At 54.6% G+C, this 19,888-nt stretch carries 19 protein-coding genes; 3 read left to right on the top strand and 16 right to left on the bottom strand.

The window, feature by feature from the left end; all coding sequences use genetic code 11:
- Positions 1-229: 229 nt before the first annotated feature.
- The gene (locus tag FJ695_RS16410) at positions 230-1,639 is read right to left on the bottom strand and encodes a multicopper oxidase family protein (protein WP_256370162.1); all 1,410 of its coding nucleotides are present in this window, start codon (positions 1,637-1,639) and stop codon (positions 230-232) included.
- A 304-nt stretch (positions 1,640-1,943) separates the two neighbouring features.
- Here FJ695_RS16410 and FJ695_RS16405 point away from each other — a divergent pair, with 304 nt between their 5' ends.
- Positions 1,944-2,489, top strand: a complete 546-nt coding sequence (locus FJ695_RS16405; protein WP_168206391.1) for a LuxR C-terminal-related transcriptional regulator — start codon at positions 1,944-1,946, stop codon at positions 2,487-2,489.
- Positions 2,490-2,581: 92 nt separating this feature from the next.
- Here the strand turns inward: FJ695_RS16405 and FJ695_RS16400 are convergent, their stop codons facing one another.
- The 15 genes from FJ695_RS16400 to rpsB form a co-directional block, all read right to left on the bottom strand.
- Positions 2,582-3,340 carry an ABC transporter substrate-binding protein gene (locus FJ695_RS16400; protein WP_168206390.1) on the bottom strand — a complete coding sequence of 253 codons (759 nt, stop codon included), beginning with the start codon at positions 3,338-3,340 and terminating at the stop codon, positions 2,582-2,584.
- A 131-nt stretch (positions 3,341-3,471) separates the two neighbouring features.
- Positions 3,472-4,653 (bottom strand): lipid-A-disaccharide synthase, encoded by a 1,182-nt coding sequence (gene lpxB, locus FJ695_RS16395; protein ID WP_141186447.1) that lies wholly within the window; start codon positions 4,651-4,653, stop codon positions 3,472-3,474.
- Positions 4,650-5,534 (bottom strand): LpxI family protein, encoded by an 885-nt coding sequence (locus FJ695_RS16390; RefSeq protein WP_141186446.1) that lies wholly within the window; start codon positions 5,532-5,534, stop codon positions 4,650-4,652. The genes lpxB and FJ695_RS16390 overlap by 4 nt, the downstream gene beginning before the upstream one ends.
- Positions 5,535-5,547: 13 nt before the next feature.
- The gene (gene lpxA / locus FJ695_RS16385; RefSeq protein ID WP_141186445.1) at positions 5,548-6,336 is read right to left on the bottom strand and encodes an acyl-ACP--UDP-N-acetylglucosamine O-acyltransferase; all 789 of its coding nucleotides are present in this window, start codon (positions 6,334-6,336) and stop codon (positions 5,548-5,550) included.
- A gap of 6 nt (positions 6,337-6,342) precedes the next feature.
- Positions 6,343-6,807 carry a 3-hydroxyacyl-ACP dehydratase FabZ gene (gene fabZ, locus FJ695_RS16380; RefSeq protein ID WP_141186444.1) on the bottom strand — a complete coding sequence of 155 codons (465 nt, stop codon included), beginning with the start codon at positions 6,805-6,807 and terminating at the stop codon, positions 6,343-6,345.
- Positions 6,808-6,872: 65 nt separating this feature from the next.
- Positions 6,873-7,910 (bottom strand): UDP-3-O-(3-hydroxymyristoyl)glucosamine N-acyltransferase, encoded by a 1,038-nt coding sequence (gene lpxD / locus FJ695_RS16375; protein WP_141186443.1) that lies wholly within the window; start codon positions 7,908-7,910, stop codon positions 6,873-6,875.
- A gap of 99 nt (positions 7,911-8,009) precedes the next feature.
- Positions 8,010-10,388 (bottom strand): outer membrane protein assembly factor BamA, encoded by a 2,379-nt coding sequence (bamA, locus tag FJ695_RS16370; RefSeq protein WP_141186442.1) that lies wholly within the window; start codon positions 10,386-10,388, stop codon positions 8,010-8,012.
- 173 nt (positions 10,389-10,561) lie between these two features.
- Positions 10,562-11,698, bottom strand: a complete 1,137-nt coding sequence (rseP, locus tag FJ695_RS16365; protein WP_141186441.1) for an RIP metalloprotease RseP — start codon at positions 11,696-11,698, stop codon at positions 10,562-10,564.
- A gap of 100 nt (positions 11,699-11,798) precedes the next feature.
- On the bottom strand, positions 11,799-13,010 hold the full coding sequence (locus FJ695_RS16360; RefSeq protein ID WP_141186440.1) for a 1-deoxy-D-xylulose-5-phosphate reductoisomerase: 1,212 nt from the start codon (positions 13,008-13,010) through the stop codon (positions 11,799-11,801).
- Positions 13,011-13,018: 8 nt separating this feature from the next.
- On the bottom strand, positions 13,019-13,861 hold the full coding sequence (locus tag FJ695_RS16355) for a phosphatidate cytidylyltransferase (RefSeq protein WP_141188767.1): 843 nt from the start codon (positions 13,859-13,861) through the stop codon (positions 13,019-13,021).
- A gap of 15 nt (positions 13,862-13,876) precedes the next feature.
- On the bottom strand, positions 13,877-14,644 hold the full coding sequence (locus FJ695_RS16350) for an isoprenyl transferase (protein WP_141188766.1): 768 nt from the start codon (positions 14,642-14,644) through the stop codon (positions 13,877-13,879).
- Positions 14,645-14,676: 32 nt separating this feature from the next.
- Entirely contained in the window at positions 14,677-15,240 is a 564-nt protein-coding gene (gene frr, locus FJ695_RS16345; protein WP_141186439.1) for a ribosome recycling factor, read from the bottom strand.
- Between the two features lie 106 nt (positions 15,241-15,346).
- Entirely contained in the window at positions 15,347-16,069 is a 723-nt protein-coding gene (gene pyrH, locus FJ695_RS16340) for a UMP kinase (protein WP_141186438.1), read from the bottom strand.
- A 71-nt stretch (positions 16,070-16,140) separates the two neighbouring features.
- Positions 16,141-17,058 carry a translation elongation factor Ts gene (tsf, locus tag FJ695_RS16335; protein ID WP_141186437.1) on the bottom strand — a complete coding sequence of 306 codons (918 nt, stop codon included), beginning with the start codon at positions 17,056-17,058 and terminating at the stop codon, positions 16,141-16,143.
- 152 nt (positions 17,059-17,210) lie between these two features.
- Positions 17,211-18,020, bottom strand: coding sequence for a 30S ribosomal protein S2 (gene rpsB, locus FJ695_RS16330; protein WP_141186436.1), 810 nt, complete (start codon positions 18,018-18,020; stop codon positions 17,211-17,213).
- Positions 18,021-18,340: 320 nt separating this feature from the next.
- On the opposite strand from rpsB, the gene FJ695_RS16325 reads away from it, so the two are divergent.
- Positions 18,341-18,739, top strand: coding sequence for a VOC family protein (locus FJ695_RS16325; protein WP_141186435.1), 399 nt, complete (start codon positions 18,341-18,343; stop codon positions 18,737-18,739).
- A gap of 406 nt (positions 18,740-19,145) precedes the next feature.
- A complete protein-coding gene (locus tag FJ695_RS16320; RefSeq protein WP_168206389.1) occupies positions 19,146-19,886 on the top strand; it encodes an ABC transporter substrate-binding protein in 741 nt (246 codons plus the stop codon).
- Positions 19,887-19,888: the final 2 nt, after the last annotated feature.

Below are 19,888 nucleotides of genomic sequence, written 5' to 3'. Positions count from 1 at the left end.
GAAGCTCTTTCCACCTCCGGACCACGCCTCCGGCTGCAGCCTACGTTGGGTGTGGCTTTCGGAGGGGCGCGATTACACCACGATCGGCCAATGGTACGGCTAAGCCAACGAAAAAAATACGTGAAAATCCCCGGATCCTTGATCCGGGGCTTCATTATTTCGATCGTGGTTTGTCTGATTGTTCGCCGTGTGCGCTTGCCGTGCAGACTTTCAGTAAATCTTGCCAAGCTTACGACCGGAAAACGGTGAACTGCCCCATCATGCCGCGATCTTCATGTTCCAGAATATGGCAATGGTACATGTAGGGATGTTTTTCCGTTGCTTCGTGATTGAACTGAACGACAAATTCTGACCAATCGTCGTCGTCGAGAACGATAGTATCTTTCCAGCCTTGTTGGTCCGGTGTTACCGCGGCGCCTTCCATCTGCTCAATTAGGAAAGAACACCCGTGGACATGAAACGGATGTGCACCCTGGTTGGACCGGACCCGCCACCGCTCCCATACGCCCAACTTAACCCGCTCATTGATGACATTCATGTCCATCACAGCATCATTGATGGTCATATCCATATGGGCGTGCCCGCCATGCCCTTGATGATCCCCGCCATTGTCCATATCGAGCACAAAGTCCCGCCGGTTCTTTATTTGGTGCTCTTGGGGGCGGGCAATTGTGGACATTTTCTCCGGCAATGGAGTCGTATGTGCAGGAAGGTTTTGGTCTACATTCAAAGTCAGGGATGCCACTGGTGTACGCGTATCGGAGCCACGCAAAAGGGCCTGCAGGTTGCTGACAATACCCTCTTCATCCGCGTCGATTTCATCTTCAAACAAGGTCAGCAATTCGGCCGGCGCACCGCTGGACAGGTCAACAATTATTTCGCAGCGCTCGCCCGGCGACATTTCCATAGTTGTAAGCGGAACCGGAGCCTCCAGAAGGCCGCCGTCCGTGGCAATCTTGTAAAACGTCCGATTGTCTGCAAATGCAACGATATAAAAACGGGCGTTGGCCCCATTCAAAAGCCGAAGCCGCACTTTACCTGCTGGTACATCTGCAACAACCGGCGCAACAGCTCCGTTGATAAGAACGGTGTCTCCGAACCAGCCATCCTCATCTGCGTTTTCAGGCTCATACACGAACTGGCCTTTGCCATCAAAGGTCCGGTCCTGAAGGATAACTGGCAAGTCATCTATGCCGTACCGGTTCGGCAATTCCATCGACCCGGCCTCATCGTCGTCAATTAGTATCATTCCTGCCAGCCCGTTATAAACCTGTTCCCCAGTCTTCCCGTGGGTATGCGAATGATACCAGCAGGTCGCGGCCGGCTGCACAATTGAAAGGCTAGGCTGCCACACTCCGCCCGGCGCGATTTCCAATTGGGGACCGCCATCAACATCGCCAGGGACATGCAGCCCGTGGCCGTGAATAGAAACACCCTCCGATAACGTATTGTGATATCTCAGATTAAGTTCACTGTTTCGCCGGGTGCGAATGGTTGGGCCTAGATAACTCTGATTGATCCCCAAAGTGTGAGTTTTAACTCCAGGCATAAACTGCTGGGTTCCCCGTCTGATCTGCAGATCAATTGGCTCGCTATTTGTCCCATCAGCAAGCGCCGGTATCGGCAACCGGGACGGCATGGTTTTCGACCATACCGGCCGGGCTTGACTGGCAACCAAAACGGACGCGCCACCAACAAGAAAGTGCCGACGAGATAGGAGATTCGACATTTAGGTCCTCACACCGAATAGGATTGTTCGCGGCCTGTATCACTTGCTTGATCGCACGATTGCAGGCTCGATAAGGTGTTGTCTGGCCATCTTCGATGAGAAATTCCATCGGACAAACGCCGGATTACCAGTTAAGAGCATCCGGCAAACGGTCAATTTTTGCCTGAAAACAAAAGTTGATATGCTGATTTCTAGTCAAAATAGGGAATCCAACATGGCCGACCCCTCGGGGCTTTTCCGCTACCGAAAAGCGATATTCATCGTTTTTGTGTTGATTGTCTTCGCCACCAGCGTTGTTGAGATTTTCTCCGAGTTCCGCAATGGAGAAACCTTGGCAACCATGGCCGACGATCTCTCGGGCCTGATCATTAGTGCCGTGGTCCTGGTCGGCTTTGCCTACGAACATCGTGTTCAGCAAAAAGCCCTGAAAGATCTCGGCGGCCAACTGAGCAGCGCGCGCGGCCAGCTTGCCAAACTCGACTCCAGATCTCCTGAACTTGCCGGACAATACCGTGCGGTCATGCAAAAACAGTTTGATGCCTGGAGCCTGACAGCCAGCGAGCAGGACGTTGTTATCGGCATGTTGAAAGGATTGTCATTTCGCGAGATAGCCGAACTCCGGCAAACACGTGAAAAAACCGTCCGCCAGCAGGCAACGGCAGTCTATCGCAAGGCCGGCGTCGGCAGCCGGAACGAACTGACTGCGTGGTTCTTTGAAGACATGCTTGATCCGCCATCTAATCGGATCAACCAATCGTAGATAACTGCGGGCGCTCCGCTAAGAAGTGGAAATGGAAATCACTAAGAAAAACTGCCGCGAGCTTGAGAAAAACCCGCCCTCACCCGATAAGTTCAGATTGACCGGTTTTCGTCATAAAGCTCGTCAAACCGGCGCAATATGGTTTCATAACCGGCCAGCGTGCGGCGAAGACCGAAGTGGAGTGGGATAGGTGGACTGAGATCCGGCCGCGGCATAAACGTTACGTCCTTGATACGCGCACCGAGATGCCGAAATTGCCATTTGGCTGTTTTCAAACTGACAACCACGTGCACATCGGTACGGCGTTTGGCCAGCATTTCAAACACTTGGTCAAAGGACTGCACCCACTCGATGTCAACGATTGGGGCAATTTTCTGTTTGGACCATCCATTTCCGAAAACATCGACGACCCGAAACTTTTTCAAATCTTTCAGGGAAGAAATGCTCTCTATTTCAGCCCGTTTCGGGTGGTCTTTCGCAAAGACGAGACCTAGCGTGATCGTTTCCAAAGGTGTTTCGTTGAAACCAATATAGTCGAGCCGCTCTAAAGACGGATAAGCGGACAAACCATCTGCCCGTCCAATACGGATCATCTGCTGAGCGCGCCGCCAGGGATTGGTTCTATGGATGGCAATGTATTCGTCACTTCGTGCCAGGATCGTATTGATCTTTTTCGGCAAAATCCCCGCAGCCGTTCCATTCTCATCATATTCGAAGGGAGGAAAATCCTCATTGTGCATGATGATCAAAGATTTAGCCGCTTTGGCGCCCGCACCTGACAAATCACAGCAAGCTCCGACAGCAACAGCGCCAAGACTTCTTATGATGTCTCTACGTCTTATCGACATCATGTCTCTCACCATAACCATCTCGCTTGCGAATGCCCCCCCGGCTCAACCACCGGTCAGCATCAAATGGTAATGGATTGATCCCGAATAGGGAACCGTGACGGCTACGTCACGCATTCTTCGACGCTGAAAAACTATTTTTTTTCCAAACAGCCAATAACAACATCGGCAGCGGCAGCCCGCTGGCTGTAGCCGTCAGGAAGGCGCATCACCTGGTCGAGGCGGGTGAGTTCGCTCACTTGTTCCCGGCGCTCCGGGCTGTCGGTTAAATAGGCCTTCAGTAGCGCCGCTAATACATCCGGCTGAACTTCTTCGTCGAGAAACTCAGGAATGGCTTTGGTGCCGAGAATGATGTTGGGCAGCACAAAGGAGTCGACACTGGCGAATTTGAAGATCTTGTTGAGATCTTTGAGGCGCCGGAAAAACCAGTCGACCTTATAGGCAACCACCATCGGCACACCGGCAAGCCCCAATTCCAACGAAACCGTTCCGGAAGCTGCCAAAGCTGCATGTGCACGGCGGAATGCCGCCCGCTTTTCCTCCAAACCAATGACGATTTCCGGCTGGTGTTTCCAAGTGCTGACACCGGATCGAATCCGGTCTTCCAGATGCGCGACCGCAGGAAGAACAATTTGGAGGTCCGGCATCTCTTCTTTGACCAAGGCAACCGTTTCGCCAAAGACGTCCAGCAGGCGCGTGATTTCGCTGCCCCGGCTTCCAGGCAAGACCAGCAGCACCTTGTTGGTATCGCTTAAAGGTGAGCGCTCACCTTCCGATGGACGCAATGCATCTGCGTTCTCACTGAGCGGATGGCCGACATAATGTGTGCGCGGGCCTCCGAGTTTTTTATGAACACCCGGTTCGAACGGCAAAAGCGCAAGAAGCTTGTCGACATAAACGCTCATCTTCTTTGCCCTGCCCGGCCGCCAGGCCCAGACCGACGGCGACACATAGCCGACAACCGGAATATGCGGTGCACGTTTTCTGACACGCTTGGCAACACTGTGGGTGAAATCGGGGCTATCGATGATCACCAAAACATCCGGGTCTGCGGCAATTGCCGCATCGACGGTCTGATAAACCCGTTTGACGATCAGCGGCAGCCGGGCCAGAACCGCTGACAGGCCCATGACCGAAACATCAGACATATCGAAAAAACTGGTAAGACCCAGCGCTGTCATGCGCTCGCCGCCAACGCCGCAATAGCGCACGCTGGATCCGAGCTTTTCGTTGAGCGCCTTGATCAGTTCCGAGCCGAGTTGGTCACCGGACTCTTCGCCCGCGACGATGCATATGGTCGGCGGGCGGGTTGTCATTCTTTTAGATCACCAGTGAGCGCAGTTTGATCGATGCCGAGAACAAATAGGCCAGCTGCATCCGCTAGGGCTAAAGTTTCCTCGCGATCAGAGATCAGAGCGCCACCAGCTTCAACGGCAATCCCTGAAAGACCGGCCGCTTGCGCCCGTTCAATCGTACGAGGTCCAACGGTTGGCAAGTCTACCCTGAGGTCCTGGTTAGGTTTGGCGGTCTTCACCAGAGCGCCCGTCTTTTGTTTCGCCCGGATCCTGCCAGCTTCCCTCAAGTCAGCGCAGCGCTCGAGCATGGCATCTGTGCCTTCCGCACCTTCCAGCGCGACCACCCGGCCATTAACGGCAACGGCTGCCTGGCCGATGTCCAGCTCGCCGAGCTTCTGCGTTGCGCTCAATGCCAATTGAACGTCGCGCCAGTCCGTATCCTTTGGTTGGATTTTGCCCAAGACACCGCTGGCAGCTAGAAGTGCCGGCGCAACATCCTTGATCCCCACGACGCGAAACCCCTCTACCTCAAACAGGCCGATCACCTTGGTCAAAAGGCTGTCATCACCACCCGCCAGCGCCCGGATGATGGTGGGCAACCGGCGTAATGTGCCCAGATCCCCCAGAATTGACGTGAAATCCGGACGTTTGGACACCCCTCCAATCAAGAGGACATCCCGGCAGCCGCTTTTTTTCAAAAACGAATAGAGACGGCCGATCTCGCCCCACCCGAGCTCAGCGGATGCAAGTCCACGGGTTGCCTCATCAGCCTCCCCCTTGATTGCAACAACGCGGCAGTCCCGGCCGGCATCGGCAAGCGCATGCGCAACTTGCAGCGGAATCCGGCCATTTCCGGCGATCAAAGCGACCGGGGCCTGCCCAGCTGATCCCGCTTCAAGCATCACGTTCACCTAATTAGGCAGGCGTACAAAAGCGCCGGTCTTCTTTTTCAAGAATGAAATCCGTCACTATTTTCACGAGCGGCTGGTCTGCCGTTTCCGCGGCAATGGCTTCCGCCCGGTTGCGCAGGGTGCCTTCATTGCTTTCAAAGAGTGCCTTGTAAGCTGCCCGCAAGGCATGGATCTGTTCGCGCGGGAAATTGGCGCGTTTCAATCCAACAAGATTGAGACCACCGAGGCTTGCACGGTTGCCGGTCACCATGCCGAATGGAATAAGGTCATTTTCCAGGCCGGCCAGGCCACCAATAAAGGCATTGTCGCCAATGCGCGTGAATTGGATTACGGCTGAACCGCCCCCAAAAATGACATTGCTGCCAACGTCGACATGACCGGCGATCATAACATTGTTAGACAAAACAACTCTGTCGCCCAAGTGGCTGTCGTGACCGACATGGGAATTGGCCAGAAATGCACAATTGTTGCCAATCGTTGTGCTGAGCCCGCCGCCTTCCGTTCCCGGATTTAGCGTCACGCCTTCACGGATGATACAGCCTTCCCCGATTGACAGGGTCGCAGCTTCGCCCTGGAATTTCAGGTCTTGCGCCTGATGGCCGACAGAGGCAAACGGATAGATAGACGTTCCGGCACCGATCGTGGTGTCACCGGCAACAGCTACATGGGATTTCAGTTCAACATTCGCGCCAAGCTTGGCCTGCGGTCCAATGACGCAATACGGCCCGATGCGCACGCCGTCCCCAAGGACAGCGCCATCTTCAACAATGGCTGTTGGATGGATATCAGTCATAAACCCTCACGCATCTACCAGCATGGCACTGACTTCGGCTTCGGCAACTTTTGCACCATCCACCTTGGCAACGGCATCGAACTTCCAGATGTTCGCACGTTGCTTGATTTTCTTGACGTGAAAATGGACCTGATCACCCGGTTCCACAGGTTTGCGGAACTTTGCCCTGTCGATAGTCATGAAATAGACCAGCTGCGGCGGCGCATCGGCACCGCGGGCATGGACACACAAGGCGCCGGCAGTTTGGGCCATGGCCTCGATCAACAAAACACCCGGAAAGATCGGCCGTTCCGGAAAGTGGCCCTGAAACTGCGGTTCGTTGATGGTGACATTCTTGACGCCAATACAGCTCTCATCGCCGTCCATTTCGATGATCTTGTCGATCAGCAAAAAAGGATACCGGTGCGGCAACAGCTTCATGATTTTCATGATGTCCGCGGTCGCGAGCGTTTTCTTTTCTGTTTCGTCCATTCTTCGCCCCTTGGCCGTTCACCGCCAAATTCTTCAAGTAATTGGATGTTCGAACTACCGTCCGTTTACGATTTGCCGCCGCGTTCTGCAAGCTTTCTGACTGCAGCCACTTCCCGGAACCATTGTTTCACCGGTTTTGCCGGTGTTCCGCCATATCGACCGCCGGCAGCAAGGTCTTCGTTGACGACACTTACAGCCGCCACCTGAGCACCCATGCCGACCGTGACATGACCTTTCACACCGCTCTGACCGCCAATCGCCACAAAGTCTTCCAAAGTCGCGCTGCCAGATATTCCGACCTGAGAAACCAATACACAGTGCCGCCCAATGACCACGTTGTGGCCAATCTGGACCTGGTTGTCGATCTTCGTACCTTCTCCGATTACCGTGTCTCTGTTCGCACCACGGTCGATGGTGGTGTTGGCGCCAATCTCAACATCATCTTGGATCACCACTCTGCCAACTTGTGGCACTTTCAGGTGCCCACCCGGCCCCATGGCGTAGCCGAACCCATCCTGACCACAGCAAACACCTGGATGCAGGTAAACTCTGTTTCCTAAGATGGAGTGTTGTACTGAACAGTTGGCCCCAATAACGCAGTCCCGGCCAATACGGACCCCAGCGCCAATCACAGCATTGCTGCGGATGACAGTCCCTGCCCCGATTTCTGCGCCGGCCCCTATCACTGCGCCGGGTTCGACACAAACACCATCTTCAAGTTGGGCCTGGTCATCAATTGACGCTCGATCGGACACACCTTCAACGCCCGGTTCCTTTGGCACCATGGCGTCCGGGAAGAGTTTTGCAAGCACTTTAGCCCAGGACCGGTACGCGTCTTTGCACACAAGCGCAGCAACCCCCTCCGGCACCTTGTCTTTGTGGCGGGTTGATACCAGGCACGCGGCTGCTTCTGTGTTTTGAAGCGCATTGAGATAGGCGGTGTTATCGAAAAAGACCAACATGCCGGCCCCCGCGTCTTCCAACGGAGCAACACCGGAGATCCCAGTGTCGGTTGATCCGTTCAAAATCTCCGCATCAGCCCATTCGGCGATATCGCCCAAACAGACGCCAGTTGGAAAATGAAAGAAGTTCGGTTCGGACATGCGCACATTCCCATGTTCTGGAGTGTGTTCCGGTTAGACCGTAACAAAAACGGCCGCCGTTTGACGCGGCGGCCGTTTGAATTTCAAAGAAACCGCTCGTTAGAAGCTGGTTCCACCGCTCAAACGGAAGATCTGTGTCTTATCGCTATCTTCCTTGAGTAGCGGGTATGCAAAATCAGCTTTCAGCGGTCCGAACGGCGATTGCCAACGGATACCGAAACCGACCGATGCCCGCAGATCGAAGCCGTTAGACAAGATCCGTCCACCACCAGCTTCCACAATGTTCACGAGATCATTGTCAGCATCCCAAAGCGAACCGGCATCTGCGAAGAACGCGCCACCGAGCCCAAGTTCCTTGGGAATGAAGGGGAACGGAAATTGTGCTTCTGTGGTTGCTGCGAAATACCAACGGCCACCAATTGCGTCATCTGAAGACGCATCGCGCGGGCCAATACCCCGGTTTTCAAAACCGCGAACAAGGTTTCCGCCAAGCATGTATTGCTCAGACACCCGCAGACGCTCACCAATACCAATGATGTTACCACCACGAAGACGGACACTGCCGACGAGACCGTAGTCTGCCAGGATTTCCTGGTAAGCCCGTGCCTGAATTTCTGTCTTGATGTATTGGCTGTCACCACCGACGCCAGCAAACTCCTGCGAGAAGGACGCGTAGAAGCCATCTGTCGGGTTCAAGTTGCGGTCAAGCGTGGTGTACTTGAGCTCGTAGCCAACCAACGACGTCAGATAAGTGCCAAGAGAGTCACAGACCGCCAGAGAAAGGTTCGTCGTATCACAATTGGCAATATTGGTTGATCCGTAGCGCTTGTCTTCGTTCTTTTCTTGAAAGATCTTGTAGTAAAGCCGCAGAGTGGTTTCATCTTCGCGCAACGGCAGAGTGAAGCCGAAGCCGCCTCCGGTCCGTGTTTCATCAAATGACCGGTAGTCATTGGCATCATTGACCGCGCGGTAGAGATCGAGATCAAGAGCAATCCGGCGCCCCATGAAGAACGGCTCAATAAACCGGAATTCATAGGTCTGAGTATCGGTACCACCACCAACGCCAATCTTTACAAACTGACCGCGGCCCAGGAAGTTCTTCTCAGAGACCGAAACGTCGCCAACAACACCGTCCGTGGTCGAATACCCGATACCGAAAGAGATTTCCCCGGTTGGCTTTTCTTCCACTTGAACATTTACGATAACCCGGTCCGGCGCACTGCCCTGCTGAGTAGAAATCGCAACACGTTCAAAGAAGTTCAGGTTTTTAAGGCGGCGCTCAGCCTTGTCGATCAAGGCGCGGTTGAAAGCATCACCTTCAGCAACATCAAACTCACGACGAATAACGTATTCGCGGGTCCTGTCATTACCGATGATGTTGATGCGTTCGATGTAAGCGCGCGACCCTTCTTCAATATAGTAGATCAGGTCGATGGTGTTGTCTTCGTAGTTGCGCGCGCCACGCGGACGAACACGGGCAAAGGCATAACCCTCTTCGGAAACACGCAAAGTGATGTCTTCCACAGACTGCTCAACGCGCAGAGAGTTGAATGTCTTGCCACTGCGTGTCCGAACCAGCTTGCGAAGATCCTCCGGATCGATTTCAGCAATCGTGGAAACGACTTCAACGTTGCCAACGCTGTATTTCTCGCCTTCGTCAACAGTGAAGGTCACATAGAAAATGTTGTTTTCGCGATCAAGGTCTGCGCTGACCGAAACGATACGGAAATCCGCAAAACCCTTTTTGTTGTAGTACTGTCGAAGCAGCTCTTCATCGGCAGCCAGACGGTCCGGGTCATACGTGTCGGTGCTGCGCAACCAGCTCAACAGACCACTTTCGCGGGTCCGGATAACATCACGCAAACGGCCATCGCTGAAGGACTGGTTACCGATGAAGCTGATGCGCTCAACGCCAGTTTTGGCGCCTTCATTGACTTCAAACACAAGATCAACGCGGTTCTGGCCGCGATCAATGATCTTCGGCTCGACAGACGCACCATAGCGTCCGGAGCGGCGGTAAGCTTCTAGAATGTTCTGGACGTCGGCTTGAACTTTTGCACGCGACAGCATGGAGCGCGGCTGGGAGCGCAAAGTGGTTTCCAGTGCGTTGTCCTTGATCTTCTTGTTTCCTTCAAAAGAAACGCGATTGATCATCGGATTTTCGCTGACGGTCACAATGACCGTGCTGCCACGCGGGGTGATCTCAACCGTGGCAAACAAACCTGTTGCATAGAGAGCCTTTAGCGACTCATCCACATCTGCGGCGCCGTAGGACCGACCAGGAACGATGGTCATATAGCTGATGACCGTCTCTTCCTCGATTCGGCTCGTCCCCCGAACCTCGATCTTACGAGCGACTGCGGCTTCCGCCTGTGTCGCGCCAGCGAATGGCCCCAAAGTGTCCGGCAAAACAGAGCCGACAGTGAGAACCGCGGCCGCCAAAATTGCGGCTCTCATAAGTTTCTGCAATCGCTGCATCAGTGCGCTATGCCTTTGTTTTTTAATACCCCGTTTCAGAAACCTTCACATCACCCCGGAAGATTCCTGAAAACCGATCCATGTTTTATAGACTTTTACCGATAACGCAACAGCCCTTGGCTGGCGAAAGCGATTTAGTCTGAGGACGTTGCGTCAATGTCACGGCGTTCGCTTTAGAGCCTCATCAAACGCCAGATATCGTTCCATGTGACGAACACCATAAGTGCCAGAACGAGCCCCAGTCCGATACGGAAACCAACTTCCTGAACTCTTTCATCGAGTGGTTTTCCACGGATTGCTTCAGCGGCGTAGAAAACCAAATGCCCACCATCAAGAATCGGAATCGGCAGCAGATTGATAAAACCGATGGAAACAGACAGAAAACCGGCCAAGCTGATCAGCTCGATCAAACCGAATTGCGCAACGGTACCGGACACCTGGGCAATCTGGATGGGGCCGCCCAACTGCTGCGCAGATTGTTCTCCGACAAAGATTTCACCAATGAAGTTGATCGTGTCGTAGATGATTTTATAGGTGCGCAAGACCCCTTCCCACAAAGCACCACCAACACCGAGTCGGATCAGCACCCGCGTTTCGGCATCACTCGCCATGGCTACGCCGATGCGCGGTTCGCGGTACTCTACGCCAAACTGATTGACGTCCGTCACATACACCGGAACGACAGTTGCGGAGATGTCCGCCCCATTCCGATTGATTCCCAATATCAACGGCTGATCAGGATTATGGCGAACTGTCCATTTCAAATCTTCGAAATAGGACAGAGGCTCACCATTGATGGAAAGAATCCGGTCACCGGTTTTGATGCCTGCTGCCTCGGCTGCAGAGCCTTCGATCACCGAGGAGACGACTGGCAGCAATTGCGGCTTGCCATAGGCCATGAAGATGCCGGCGAAGATGATGATAGCTAGGATGAAATTCGCGATTGGACCAGCAGCAACAATGGCCGCTCTCTGCCAAACGGGCTTGGCAATAAAGGCAGTCTTGCGCTCTTCTTCACTCATGCTGGCGATATAGTCGCGGTCAGGAACACTGGCTGCATTCTCATCCCCGGCGAATTTTACGTATCCGCCCAATGGAATCAGAGAGATTTTCCAGCGCGTGCCATGTTTGTCATACCAGCCGAAGAGTTCCCGTCCGAAACCGACCGAGAAAGCGTCCACTTTGACCTTGCACCAACGCGCCACAGCAAAGTGGCCAAGCTCGTGGAAGAACACAACGATTGTCAGAACGAAGAGGAATGGAACGAGGTATCCGACCAACAATCCGTAGGCAGAGTCAAAGAGGTCCATGAGATATCCGATGTTTCCCGAGCTTAAAATCCAGAGCCACTCTATTAGCAATGGAATTACGGCACGTTAATGATCCTTGGCGGGTTTGACCCCGCATTTTTTAAGCGGCTTTGCGCAAAATCCAATCGGCAGTCCATTGCCGGGCGTCACGGTCGACGTTAAGCACATCTTCGACGGAACCGGCTGCTGAAATTTCACCAGATGCGGCAAAGGCATTGAGCGTTTCTTCCACAGCTGCCGGAATGTCCATAAAGCCGATCGCACCTTTAAGAAACGCAGCAACTGCAGTTTCATCGGCAGCATTCAGAACCGCCGGAGCCTGCCCACCGCTTCGCAGTGCTTCCAGTGCAAGACGGAGCGCCGGGAACCGCGCGAGGTCTGGTTTTTCAAACGTAAGAGAACCAAGGCTTGCCAAGTCCAGCCGTTGAACTGGCGCCTCCATCCGGCGTGGATAGGCCATGCAGTGCGCAATTGGCGTGCGCATATCCGGACTTCCAAGCTGCGCAAGCAGAGACCCATCCCGGTACTGAACCAGGCCATGCACAGCAGATTGGGGATGCACCAGCACCTCAAGCTGATCAGATTCAATGGGGAAAAGATGATAGGCTTCAATCACTTCGAAGCCTTTGTTCATCATGGTCGCACTGTCGATTGAGATCCTGGCACCCATGTCCCAGTTCGGATGTTTCAACGCCTGCTGAGGTGTTACCTGCGCCATATCCTTCAGCGCAAAGGTGCGAAAAGGCCCGCCGGATGCCGTAAGGATCACTTTTTCAACACTGTCGGGTTCAGCTGCTTCAAACACCTGGAAGATCGCATTGTGTTCGCTGTCGACCGGCAGAATTTCTGCGCCCGCCGCCGCAATCTTCGCCATAAAGAGATCCCCGGCACAAACCAGGCATTCCTTGTTGGCAAGCGCGATCCGGCGGCCAGGTTTGATAGCGGCCATGGTCGGCGCCAGTCCCGCGGCTCCGACAATCGCTCCAATAACCAGATCCGCGTCCCGGTCTGCAGCTTCCAAAACGGCGGCTTCACCGGCTGACGCCTCAATACCGGTTCCAGCAAGAAGACCTTTCAGGATTTCAAAGTTTTCCGGATCGGACAGAACCGCATTCTTGGCTTTCAGCGAAATCGCCATTTCTGCCAATGCCTTGGCACTGGAATTGGCGACCAGGCTGACAACTTCGAAGCGGTCCGGATTGCGCGCGATCAAATCGGCTGCACTTTGACCGATTGAACCAGTCGCTCCAAGCATTGTCACACGGATTGGAGAAGTCCGGGTGTTATAGTCTGTTTTTGCCGGCACCGGCATATTCCCAACTAGTTTAGAGCCAACCCAGCAAGCGGATCGGCGAGAGTTCCGCCGGCCACCCAGCCGATCAATACGGCAAAGATCGCGGCAGCGACCAGTCCATCGATGCGGTCCATAATGCCGCCATGCCCAGGGATGAGCTGACTGGAATCCTTTACGTCGAACCGCCGTTTGATGGCTGATTCAAGCAGATCCCCTGCCTGCGAGACAATTGACAATACTGCCGCAAGTCCAGCCCATATCACCATTTGTCCGCCGCTGCCTGCAAAACTGACCCCTGCCCCAAATATGATCGCAAAGACGAGGCCGCCAAGGGCACCTGACCAGGTTTTCTTTGGTGAAACCCGCGCCCACAGCTTTGGTCCACCCAAAGCCCGGCCAGTGAAATAAGCGAAAATGTCGGTGGCCCAAACAACGATGAACAGGAAGTAGATGAAGATCAGGCCGCCAGTCCCGCTACGAAGGGCCAGAAGAGAAAACAAAGCGAACCCGCTATAAAGCACACCTTCCGCGCCCCAGCGCCCTGCCCTTGAAAAGCCGGACAACACATAGGCTGCGCCAGCACCGGCGAGAATTACAGCAAGTCCAAGCTGAGGATTTCCGGCCACTTGGAGAATGCCACCGCAAATCAGCGCTGCCTGCCCGGCAATGGCAGATGGCGACAGGTGGCGAGTTCCGGTGATCGAAAACCATTCCCACAAAAATAGAACAGCGGCGGCCAAAACGAGGGCTGCATAGGCCAAGCCGCCCCAGTAAATCAGTCCGAGAACGACCGGCGCCAGAACCGCGGCAGATATAACACGCTGATACAGATTGCTTTTCGGTTTGGCGGGAGTGTCTTGCACCGGCATCACGATATAAGGGCCCTACAGAGCTTGAGCGGTAACACCGCCGTAGCGCCGGTCCCGTGACCCAAAGCTTTCAAGCGCCTTGTCGAGGGCCGCTTCATCGAAATCCGGCCACATCAATTCAGTGAAATAGAATTCCGAATAAGCCGCCTGCCAGAGAAGGAAGTTGGACAAGCGCAGCTCGCCGCTGGTGCGCACGATCAGATCCGGATCAGGAAGGCCTGCCGTGTCCAGTTCAGCTGAAATCGCGTCTTCGCAAATCTCGCTAGCCTGAAGGTCTCCGGCTGCCAGTTTTTCGCACAACTTGCGTACTGCACCGGTGATTTCCTGGCGGGAGCCATAGTTGAACGCCACGACAAGATCCATCCCCGTGTTTTCGCGGGTCAAATCCTCGGCATCTTGAAGCAATTTCAAAATGCCGGGCTCAAGAGATTGGCGTTCGCCGATAATGCGGATGCGGATGTTTTCCCGGTGAAGTTCGCTCAAGTCCCGCTGCACAAACCGGCGCAGCAGGCTCATCAAGAACTTCACCTCCGGTTCCGGCCGGCTCCAGTTTTCAGTCGAGAAACTGTAGATCGTGGCAATCTCAATGCCGCGCGTGCCGCAGTGCCGGATAATCCGGCGCAGAGCTTCAAGCCCCTGGCGGTGGCCTTCGGTGCGCGTCAGCCCCCGGGAGGACGCCCACCGGCCGTTGCCATCCATGATGAAGGCAATATGGCGCGGCACATGCGGGGATGAAGCCGCAAGCGGCCCTGCATCTGCCTGTCGTTCCGGGTTGCCGCTCATCATCGTATCCGCCGCTGCCGCGCCTTATCTAATTAGACCTGAGAGATTTCCTGCTCTTTTTTAGACAACATAGCATCCACTTCGGAAATCATCTGGTCCGTCAGTTTTTGCACCTCATCTGAGGCAACACGGCTGTCGTCCTGGGAAATATCCCCGTCTTTTTCGGCCTTCTTGGCGTCATCCATGCCATCGCGGCGCACATGGCGGATCGCGACTTTCGCGCCTTCCGCATATTTGTGCGCAACTTTGATCAGATCCTGGCGGCGTTCTTCATTGAGCTCCGGGATCGGCAGGCGTAACAACTGGCCGTCGACGACCGGGTTCAAGCCAAGGTTTGATTCGCGGATCGCTTTTTCGACCGCTGCAACCATACTCTTGTCCCAAACCTGAACTGCAACCATGCGCGGTTCCGGAACGGACACGGTTCCAACTTGATTGAGCGGCATGGACTGGCCGTAAGCATCAACTGTGATCGGGTCCAGCATGCTTGCGGATGCGCGGCCTGTGCGAAGACCGGCGAATTCGGTTTTCAATACCGAAAGCGCGCCTTGCATGCGCCGCTTCAAATCGTCCAGGTCGACACCTTCTACAGACATTTTGTCCTCACTGTTGTTTTTGCTTAGAGCCAATTCAGATCCGGCGCGCCAACATGGCATAACCGCGCCGAAACACAAGAGCTACAAGCTGTTACACAGCTAAAAACTATTGCTCACCCACGACTGTGTAGGTTCCCGTTTCTTGCAACACGCTCACAAGGGCGCCCGGCGAGTGGATGGAGAAGACAATAACAGGGATGGAATTGTCCCGCGCAAGGGCAATTGCCGTCGTGTCCATGACTTTCAAATTGCGGGTGATCACGTCATCGTAGCTGAGCGCTTCATACCGCTCCGCATCCGGATTGACCTTCGGGTCTTCGGAATAGACCCCATCGACCTGTGTGCCCTTCAAGAAGGCGTTGCATTTCATTTCCGCCGCGCGCAAGGCCGCGCCACTGTCGGTCGTGAAGAACGGATTGCCTGTGCCGCCGGCAAAGATGATGACATCGCCATCTTCCATATAGCGGTCCGCAACGCGCTGGGAGAAGGTTTCGCAGATGGACGGAACAGCGACCGCCGACAGAACGCGGGCGTTGACCTTGAGGCGGCGCAGAGCGTCGGCGAGCGTCAGGCTGTTCATGATGGTGGCCAGCATGCCCATGTGGTCACCGGTGACACGATTGCCGCCCTTCGCAGCCACAGCCACACCGCGGAAGATGTTGCCGCCGCCGACAACCACACCAACTTGCGCCCCAAGCGCCACAGCGTCGGCTATTTCCTTTGCGATCCGCTGAACAATGGCCGGGTCAATTCCAAAAGCCTGCGATCCCATCAGGGCCTCGCCGGAGAGTTTGAGAAGGATCCGTTTCCAACGCAAAGGAGATGTCATTTGTGCACCTTGGGTAAATTGTAGTTTCTAAAAAAAAAGCGCCGGACTTGCCGGCGCTTTTTCTTGGGAACTTACTGCCCGGTGGCTGCCGCCACCTCTGCGGCAAAGTCTTCTTCTTTTTTCTCGATCCCCTCGCCAAGAGCGAAGCGGACAAAGCCAGAAAGTTTGACTTCAGTGCCGATTTGTTTGGCAAGGCCTTCAACAGCCTGCTCGACAGTCTGATCCGGATTGATCACGAAAGCCTGTTTGACCAGCGTGACTTCCTCGTAGAATTTGCGCAGGCGGCCTTCCACCATCTTCTCGATGATGTTTTCCGGCTTGCCGGAATCGCGGGCCTGTTCGGAGAACACGGTTTTTTCACGCTCAACAACAGCCGGGTCCAGCTCATCGGTGTTCAGAGCCAGCGGGCTGGTTGCAGCAACGTGCATGGCGATCTGACGGCCAAGGGCGTTCAGCTTGTCCTTGTCGCCGGAAGATTCCAGAGCAACCAGAACACCGATTTTGCCGAGGCCATCGGAAACAGCGCCGTGAACGTAGGTGGAAACAACACCGTCGTTTACAGACAGGATCGCAGACCGGCGCAGGTTCATGTTCTCGCCGATGGTCGCGATCGCATCAGTGATCGAGTCGGCAACAGACTTGCCGCTCAGATCAGCTGCGCTCACAGCGTCTACGGAACCGTCGGTGCTAACAGCAACCTTGGCGACGTTGCCCACGAGCTGCTGGAAGCCTTCGTTACGGGAAACGAAGTCGGTTTCGGAGTTCAGCTCGATCACAGCAGCTTTTGCGCCGTCAGCAGCTACACCAACCAGACCTTCAGCGGCCACACGGCCAGCTTTTTTGGCGGCTTTCGCCAGGCCTTTGGTGCGCAGCCAATCAACAGCTGCTTCCATGTCACCGCCATTTTCTTTAAGGGCGGTTTTACAGTCCATCATGCCAGCGCCGGATTTCTCGCGGAGCTCTTTTACCATCGCGGCGGTAATGCTCATCGATTGCCTCGTGGATGGGGGGTTTCAGATGAGACACGGTTTAGCCGATGGCTTTCCGCGCCTTTATGACGGGCACGCAACAATTTGCACCCCGCCTTGCGAATTCAACATGTTTCTACCGCGCAGATCGCCGCGCGGCAGAAACAAAATCATTAAGCCTGAGCGGCAGCCGCTTCGGCTTCAGCCGGCGCTGCTTCTGCAGCAGCTTCAACGATAGCTTCTTCAACCGGAGCTTCTTCAGATGCACCGATGTCCATGCCGGACGCGCCCTGTGCGCGGGAAATACCGTCGATGGCAGCGCGGGCGATCAGGTCGCAGTACAGAGAAATTGCACGGCCAGCGTCATCGTTGCCCGGAACCGGGTAAGTGATGCCTTCCGGGCTGGAGTTGGAGTCCAGGATCGCAGCAACCGGGATACCCAGACGGCGGGCTTCCTGGATGGCAATCGCTTCGCGGTTGGTGTCGATGACAAAGATCAGGTCCGGGATACCGCCCATGTCCTTGATGCCGCCAAGGTTCCGCTCAAGCTTTTCGCGCTCGCGGTCCATGAACAGACGCTCTTTCTTGGTCAGAGCGTTTGCTGCGTCAGAGTTCAGGGTCTCTTCCAGCTTGCGCAGGCGCTGAATTGACTGGGAAATGGTTTTCCAGTTGGTCAGCATGCCGCCGAGCCAGCGGGCGTTGACGAAGTACTGCGCAGAATTGCGGGCAGACGTTGCAACAGCTTCCTGAGCCTGGCGCTTGGTACCAACCAAGAGAACGCGGCCACCACCAGCAACTGTGTCAGAGACAGCCTTCAGTGCCTGGTGCAGAAGCGGAACAGTCTGGGACAGGTCCATGATGTGAACATCGTTGCGTACACCAAAGATGTACTGACCCATACGCGGGTTCCAACGGTGTTTCTGGTGACCAAAGTGAACGCCAGCTTCCAGCAGCTGACGCATCGTGAAATCAGGCAATGCCATGCCTATAACTCCTGAGTTTTCCGGTTTTACCTCCGCAAGAGGTTTGTGGGCTGGAGGAGATTTTCCTTCAGCCACCGGATGGACACCGATAAGCTCAGTTTCCGCCCCTTGCGTGTGGAATGGGCGCCTTATAGTGGGAGAGAAATTTTATTTCAAGAGCCTGGCGCCGGTTTTATACGCAGAATCTTCGCCGCTATAGGCTATATTCGCTGAACCCACCCCACCGCGGCTGCAAGTCCTTGCAAACCGCTCCTCCCTAGGCCTTTGCCCGCAGCAGCTGATCCCAATTTAGATGGCCGACCATATATAAGGAGAGTTCCATGCCAACCATAGGCATCAACCACCTCGGCCTGACGGTCCGGGATCTGGATCAAACAACCTCTTTCTTCTCAGATTGCCTTGGATGGGAGTTACTTGCCCGCGATGACAGCTATCCGCGCTCAACTGTTTCCGATGGCACCTGCCGTCTCACGCTCTGGCAAGCGGACAAAACCCAACCGATCACAGACTTTAACCGCAAAACCAACATCGGCCTGCATCACCTCGCCCTGGAAGTTCCAAGCCGGGATGCGCTCGACGAATTGGCGGCGAAAGTCCGCAATTGGCCCGGCGTTCAGATGGAATTCAACCCGGAACCCATGGGCGCCGGTCCGCGGATGCACGCGATGTTTTCAGAACCCGGAGGCATCCGGCTGGAGATCATCTGGCCGGCCGGCTAATTCCTCACAAATACAAGGCTGCAGGATTGGGTATCTACAAGAGGATCCTTGTCCAGCTGCATTGCAGATCAGCCGCAAGGCCTCCGCCATACCCGTTGTGAGTAAATGGGAGGAGGCACATGCCGCAAGCTTGCAACATCCAAGATAATTGGTTGCGTTCCAATTGTGGCTGGACAACGGTTACATGGGTACAGCAAATGAAAGATACCTTCGTGTCACTTATGAGGCGCTTCCAGGCCAACGTGACGAACTCCTCTGCCTAACGCTGAGAATCCGCCATTTCTTGTTTGAACAAAGCGCATCGACTATATTTTTGGACAAACAAAGTTTTCGGGATCAATGGATGGCAATAAGATCTGCTGCAAAAAAGCTTCTTATCCATTTCTTGCCAGTGTTGACTCTTGCCATGCCGGATCCCGCCACGGCCCAGCCCCTGAAGAGCTGTTTTGTTCTATGGGAGCCCTATACCTTCAGAGACAGTACCGGCAGGCTCCAGGGATTGTCATTTTCGATCTACAAGGAGGCCCTCAACCGCGCTCAGCTGGACATGACATTTGAAGAGATGCCATGGGCGCGCTGTAAGGAACTGGTCGAAAGGGGCAATTATGAAGCGGCCGTCGATGGCGACGCGGGAATCGCGAACATCATCCAAAACGCCTTGATGCCTGTTCCTTGGGTCCAATCCCTTTGGACAAACGGAACCGTCCCAAAAAACACATTTGACAACATCAATGCCCTTGCCGGCAAATCGGTCGGTTACGTCCAAGGTTATGGCTATCCGCAGGAATTTCTCGATCACCCGGAAATCAATTCATTTGCAGTCGCCAATGACACAGAAGGCTTGCGTATGCTGGCCGCCAACCGGTTTGACTTTTTTTTCGGCGACCTCGTCAACAATCGACAGCTACAGCAAAAGAACAAATTTGATGTTCAGCCTGTACATCCGCCGATCATGATCACCTTCCTAGACCTGACTTTTCACAAATCTCAACGCGAAGCCCAAGCAAAATATTCCAAGGCACTCGCATCGATGTTAGAAGACGGCACGATCGATACAATTTACCGAACATATCTCGGACTCAGCTATCAGGACCTGCTTCTACGCAGAGCCGAAATCCTGGCTGGCAAAGAAACCCCCCTTAACTGAAT

This window comes from Labrenzia sp. PHM005, from assembly GCF_006517275.1.
In the GTDB taxonomy this organism is placed as follows: domain Bacteria; phylum Pseudomonadota; class Alphaproteobacteria; order Rhizobiales; family Stappiaceae; genus Roseibium.
The sequence above is the reverse complement of the archived record's forward strand: the minus strand, read 5'-3'. Positions and strand labels throughout refer to the sequence as shown.

Excerpts from the sequence above, each read along its gene's own strand:
- FJ695_RS16410 (WP_256370162.1), bottom strand. The coding sequence starts at position 1,639 with ATGCCGTCCCGGTTGCCGATACCGGCGCTTGCTGATGGGACAAATAGC.
- FJ695_RS16405 (WP_168206391.1), top strand. The coding sequence starts at position 1,944 with ATGGCCGACCCCTCGGGGCTTTTCCGCTACCGAAAAGCGATATTCATC.
- FJ695_RS16400 (WP_168206390.1), bottom strand. The coding sequence starts at position 3,340 with ATGATGTCGATAAGACGTAGAGACATCATAAGAAGTCTTGGCGCTGTT.
- lpxB (WP_141186447.1), bottom strand. The coding sequence starts at position 4,653 with ATGACAACCCGCCCGCCGACCATATGCATCGTCGCGGGCGAAGAGTCC.
- FJ695_RS16390 (WP_141186446.1), bottom strand. The coding sequence starts at position 5,534 with ATGCTTGAAGCGGGATCAGCTGGGCAGGCCCCGGTCGCTTTGATCGCC.
- lpxA (WP_141186445.1), bottom strand. The coding sequence starts at position 6,336 with ATGACTGATATCCATCCAACAGCCATTGTTGAAGATGGCGCTGTCCTT.
- fabZ (WP_141186444.1), bottom strand. The coding sequence starts at position 6,807 with ATGGACGAAACAGAAAAGAAAACGCTCGCGACCGCGGACATCATGAAA.
- lpxD (WP_141186443.1), bottom strand. The coding sequence starts at position 7,910 with ATGTCCGAACCGAACTTCTTTCATTTTCCAACTGGCGTCTGTTTGGGC.
- bamA (WP_141186442.1), bottom strand. The coding sequence starts at position 10,388 with ATGCAGCGATTGCAGAAACTTATGAGAGCCGCAATTTTGGCGGCCGCG.
- rseP (WP_141186441.1), bottom strand. The coding sequence starts at position 11,698 with ATGGACCTCTTTGACTCTGCCTACGGATTGTTGGTCGGATACCTCGTT.
- FJ695_RS16360 (WP_141186440.1), bottom strand. The coding sequence starts at position 13,010 with ATGCCGGTGCCGGCAAAAACAGACTATAACACCCGGACTTCTCCAATC.
- FJ695_RS16355 (WP_141188767.1), bottom strand. The coding sequence starts at position 13,861 with ATGCCGGTGCAAGACACTCCCGCCAAACCGAAAAGCAATCTGTATCAG.
- FJ695_RS16350 (WP_141188766.1), bottom strand. The coding sequence starts at position 14,644 with ATGAGCGGCAACCCGGAACGACAGGCAGATGCAGGGCCGCTTGCGGCT.
- frr (WP_141186439.1), bottom strand. The coding sequence starts at position 15,240 with ATGTCTGTAGAAGGTGTCGACCTGGACGATTTGAAGCGGCGCATGCAA.
- pyrH (WP_141186438.1), bottom strand. The coding sequence starts at position 16,069 with ATGACATCTCCTTTGCGTTGGAAACGGATCCTTCTCAAACTCTCCGGC.
- tsf (WP_141186437.1), bottom strand. The coding sequence starts at position 17,058 with ATGAGCATTACCGCCGCGATGGTAAAAGAGCTCCGCGAGAAATCCGGC.
- rpsB (WP_141186436.1), bottom strand. The coding sequence starts at position 18,020 with ATGGCATTGCCTGATTTCACGATGCGTCAGCTGCTGGAAGCTGGCGTT.
- FJ695_RS16325 (WP_141186435.1), top strand. The coding sequence starts at position 18,341 with ATGCCAACCATAGGCATCAACCACCTCGGCCTGACGGTCCGGGATCTG.
- FJ695_RS16320 (WP_168206389.1), top strand. The coding sequence starts at position 19,146 with ATGCCGGATCCCGCCACGGCCCAGCCCCTGAAGAGCTGTTTTGTTCTA.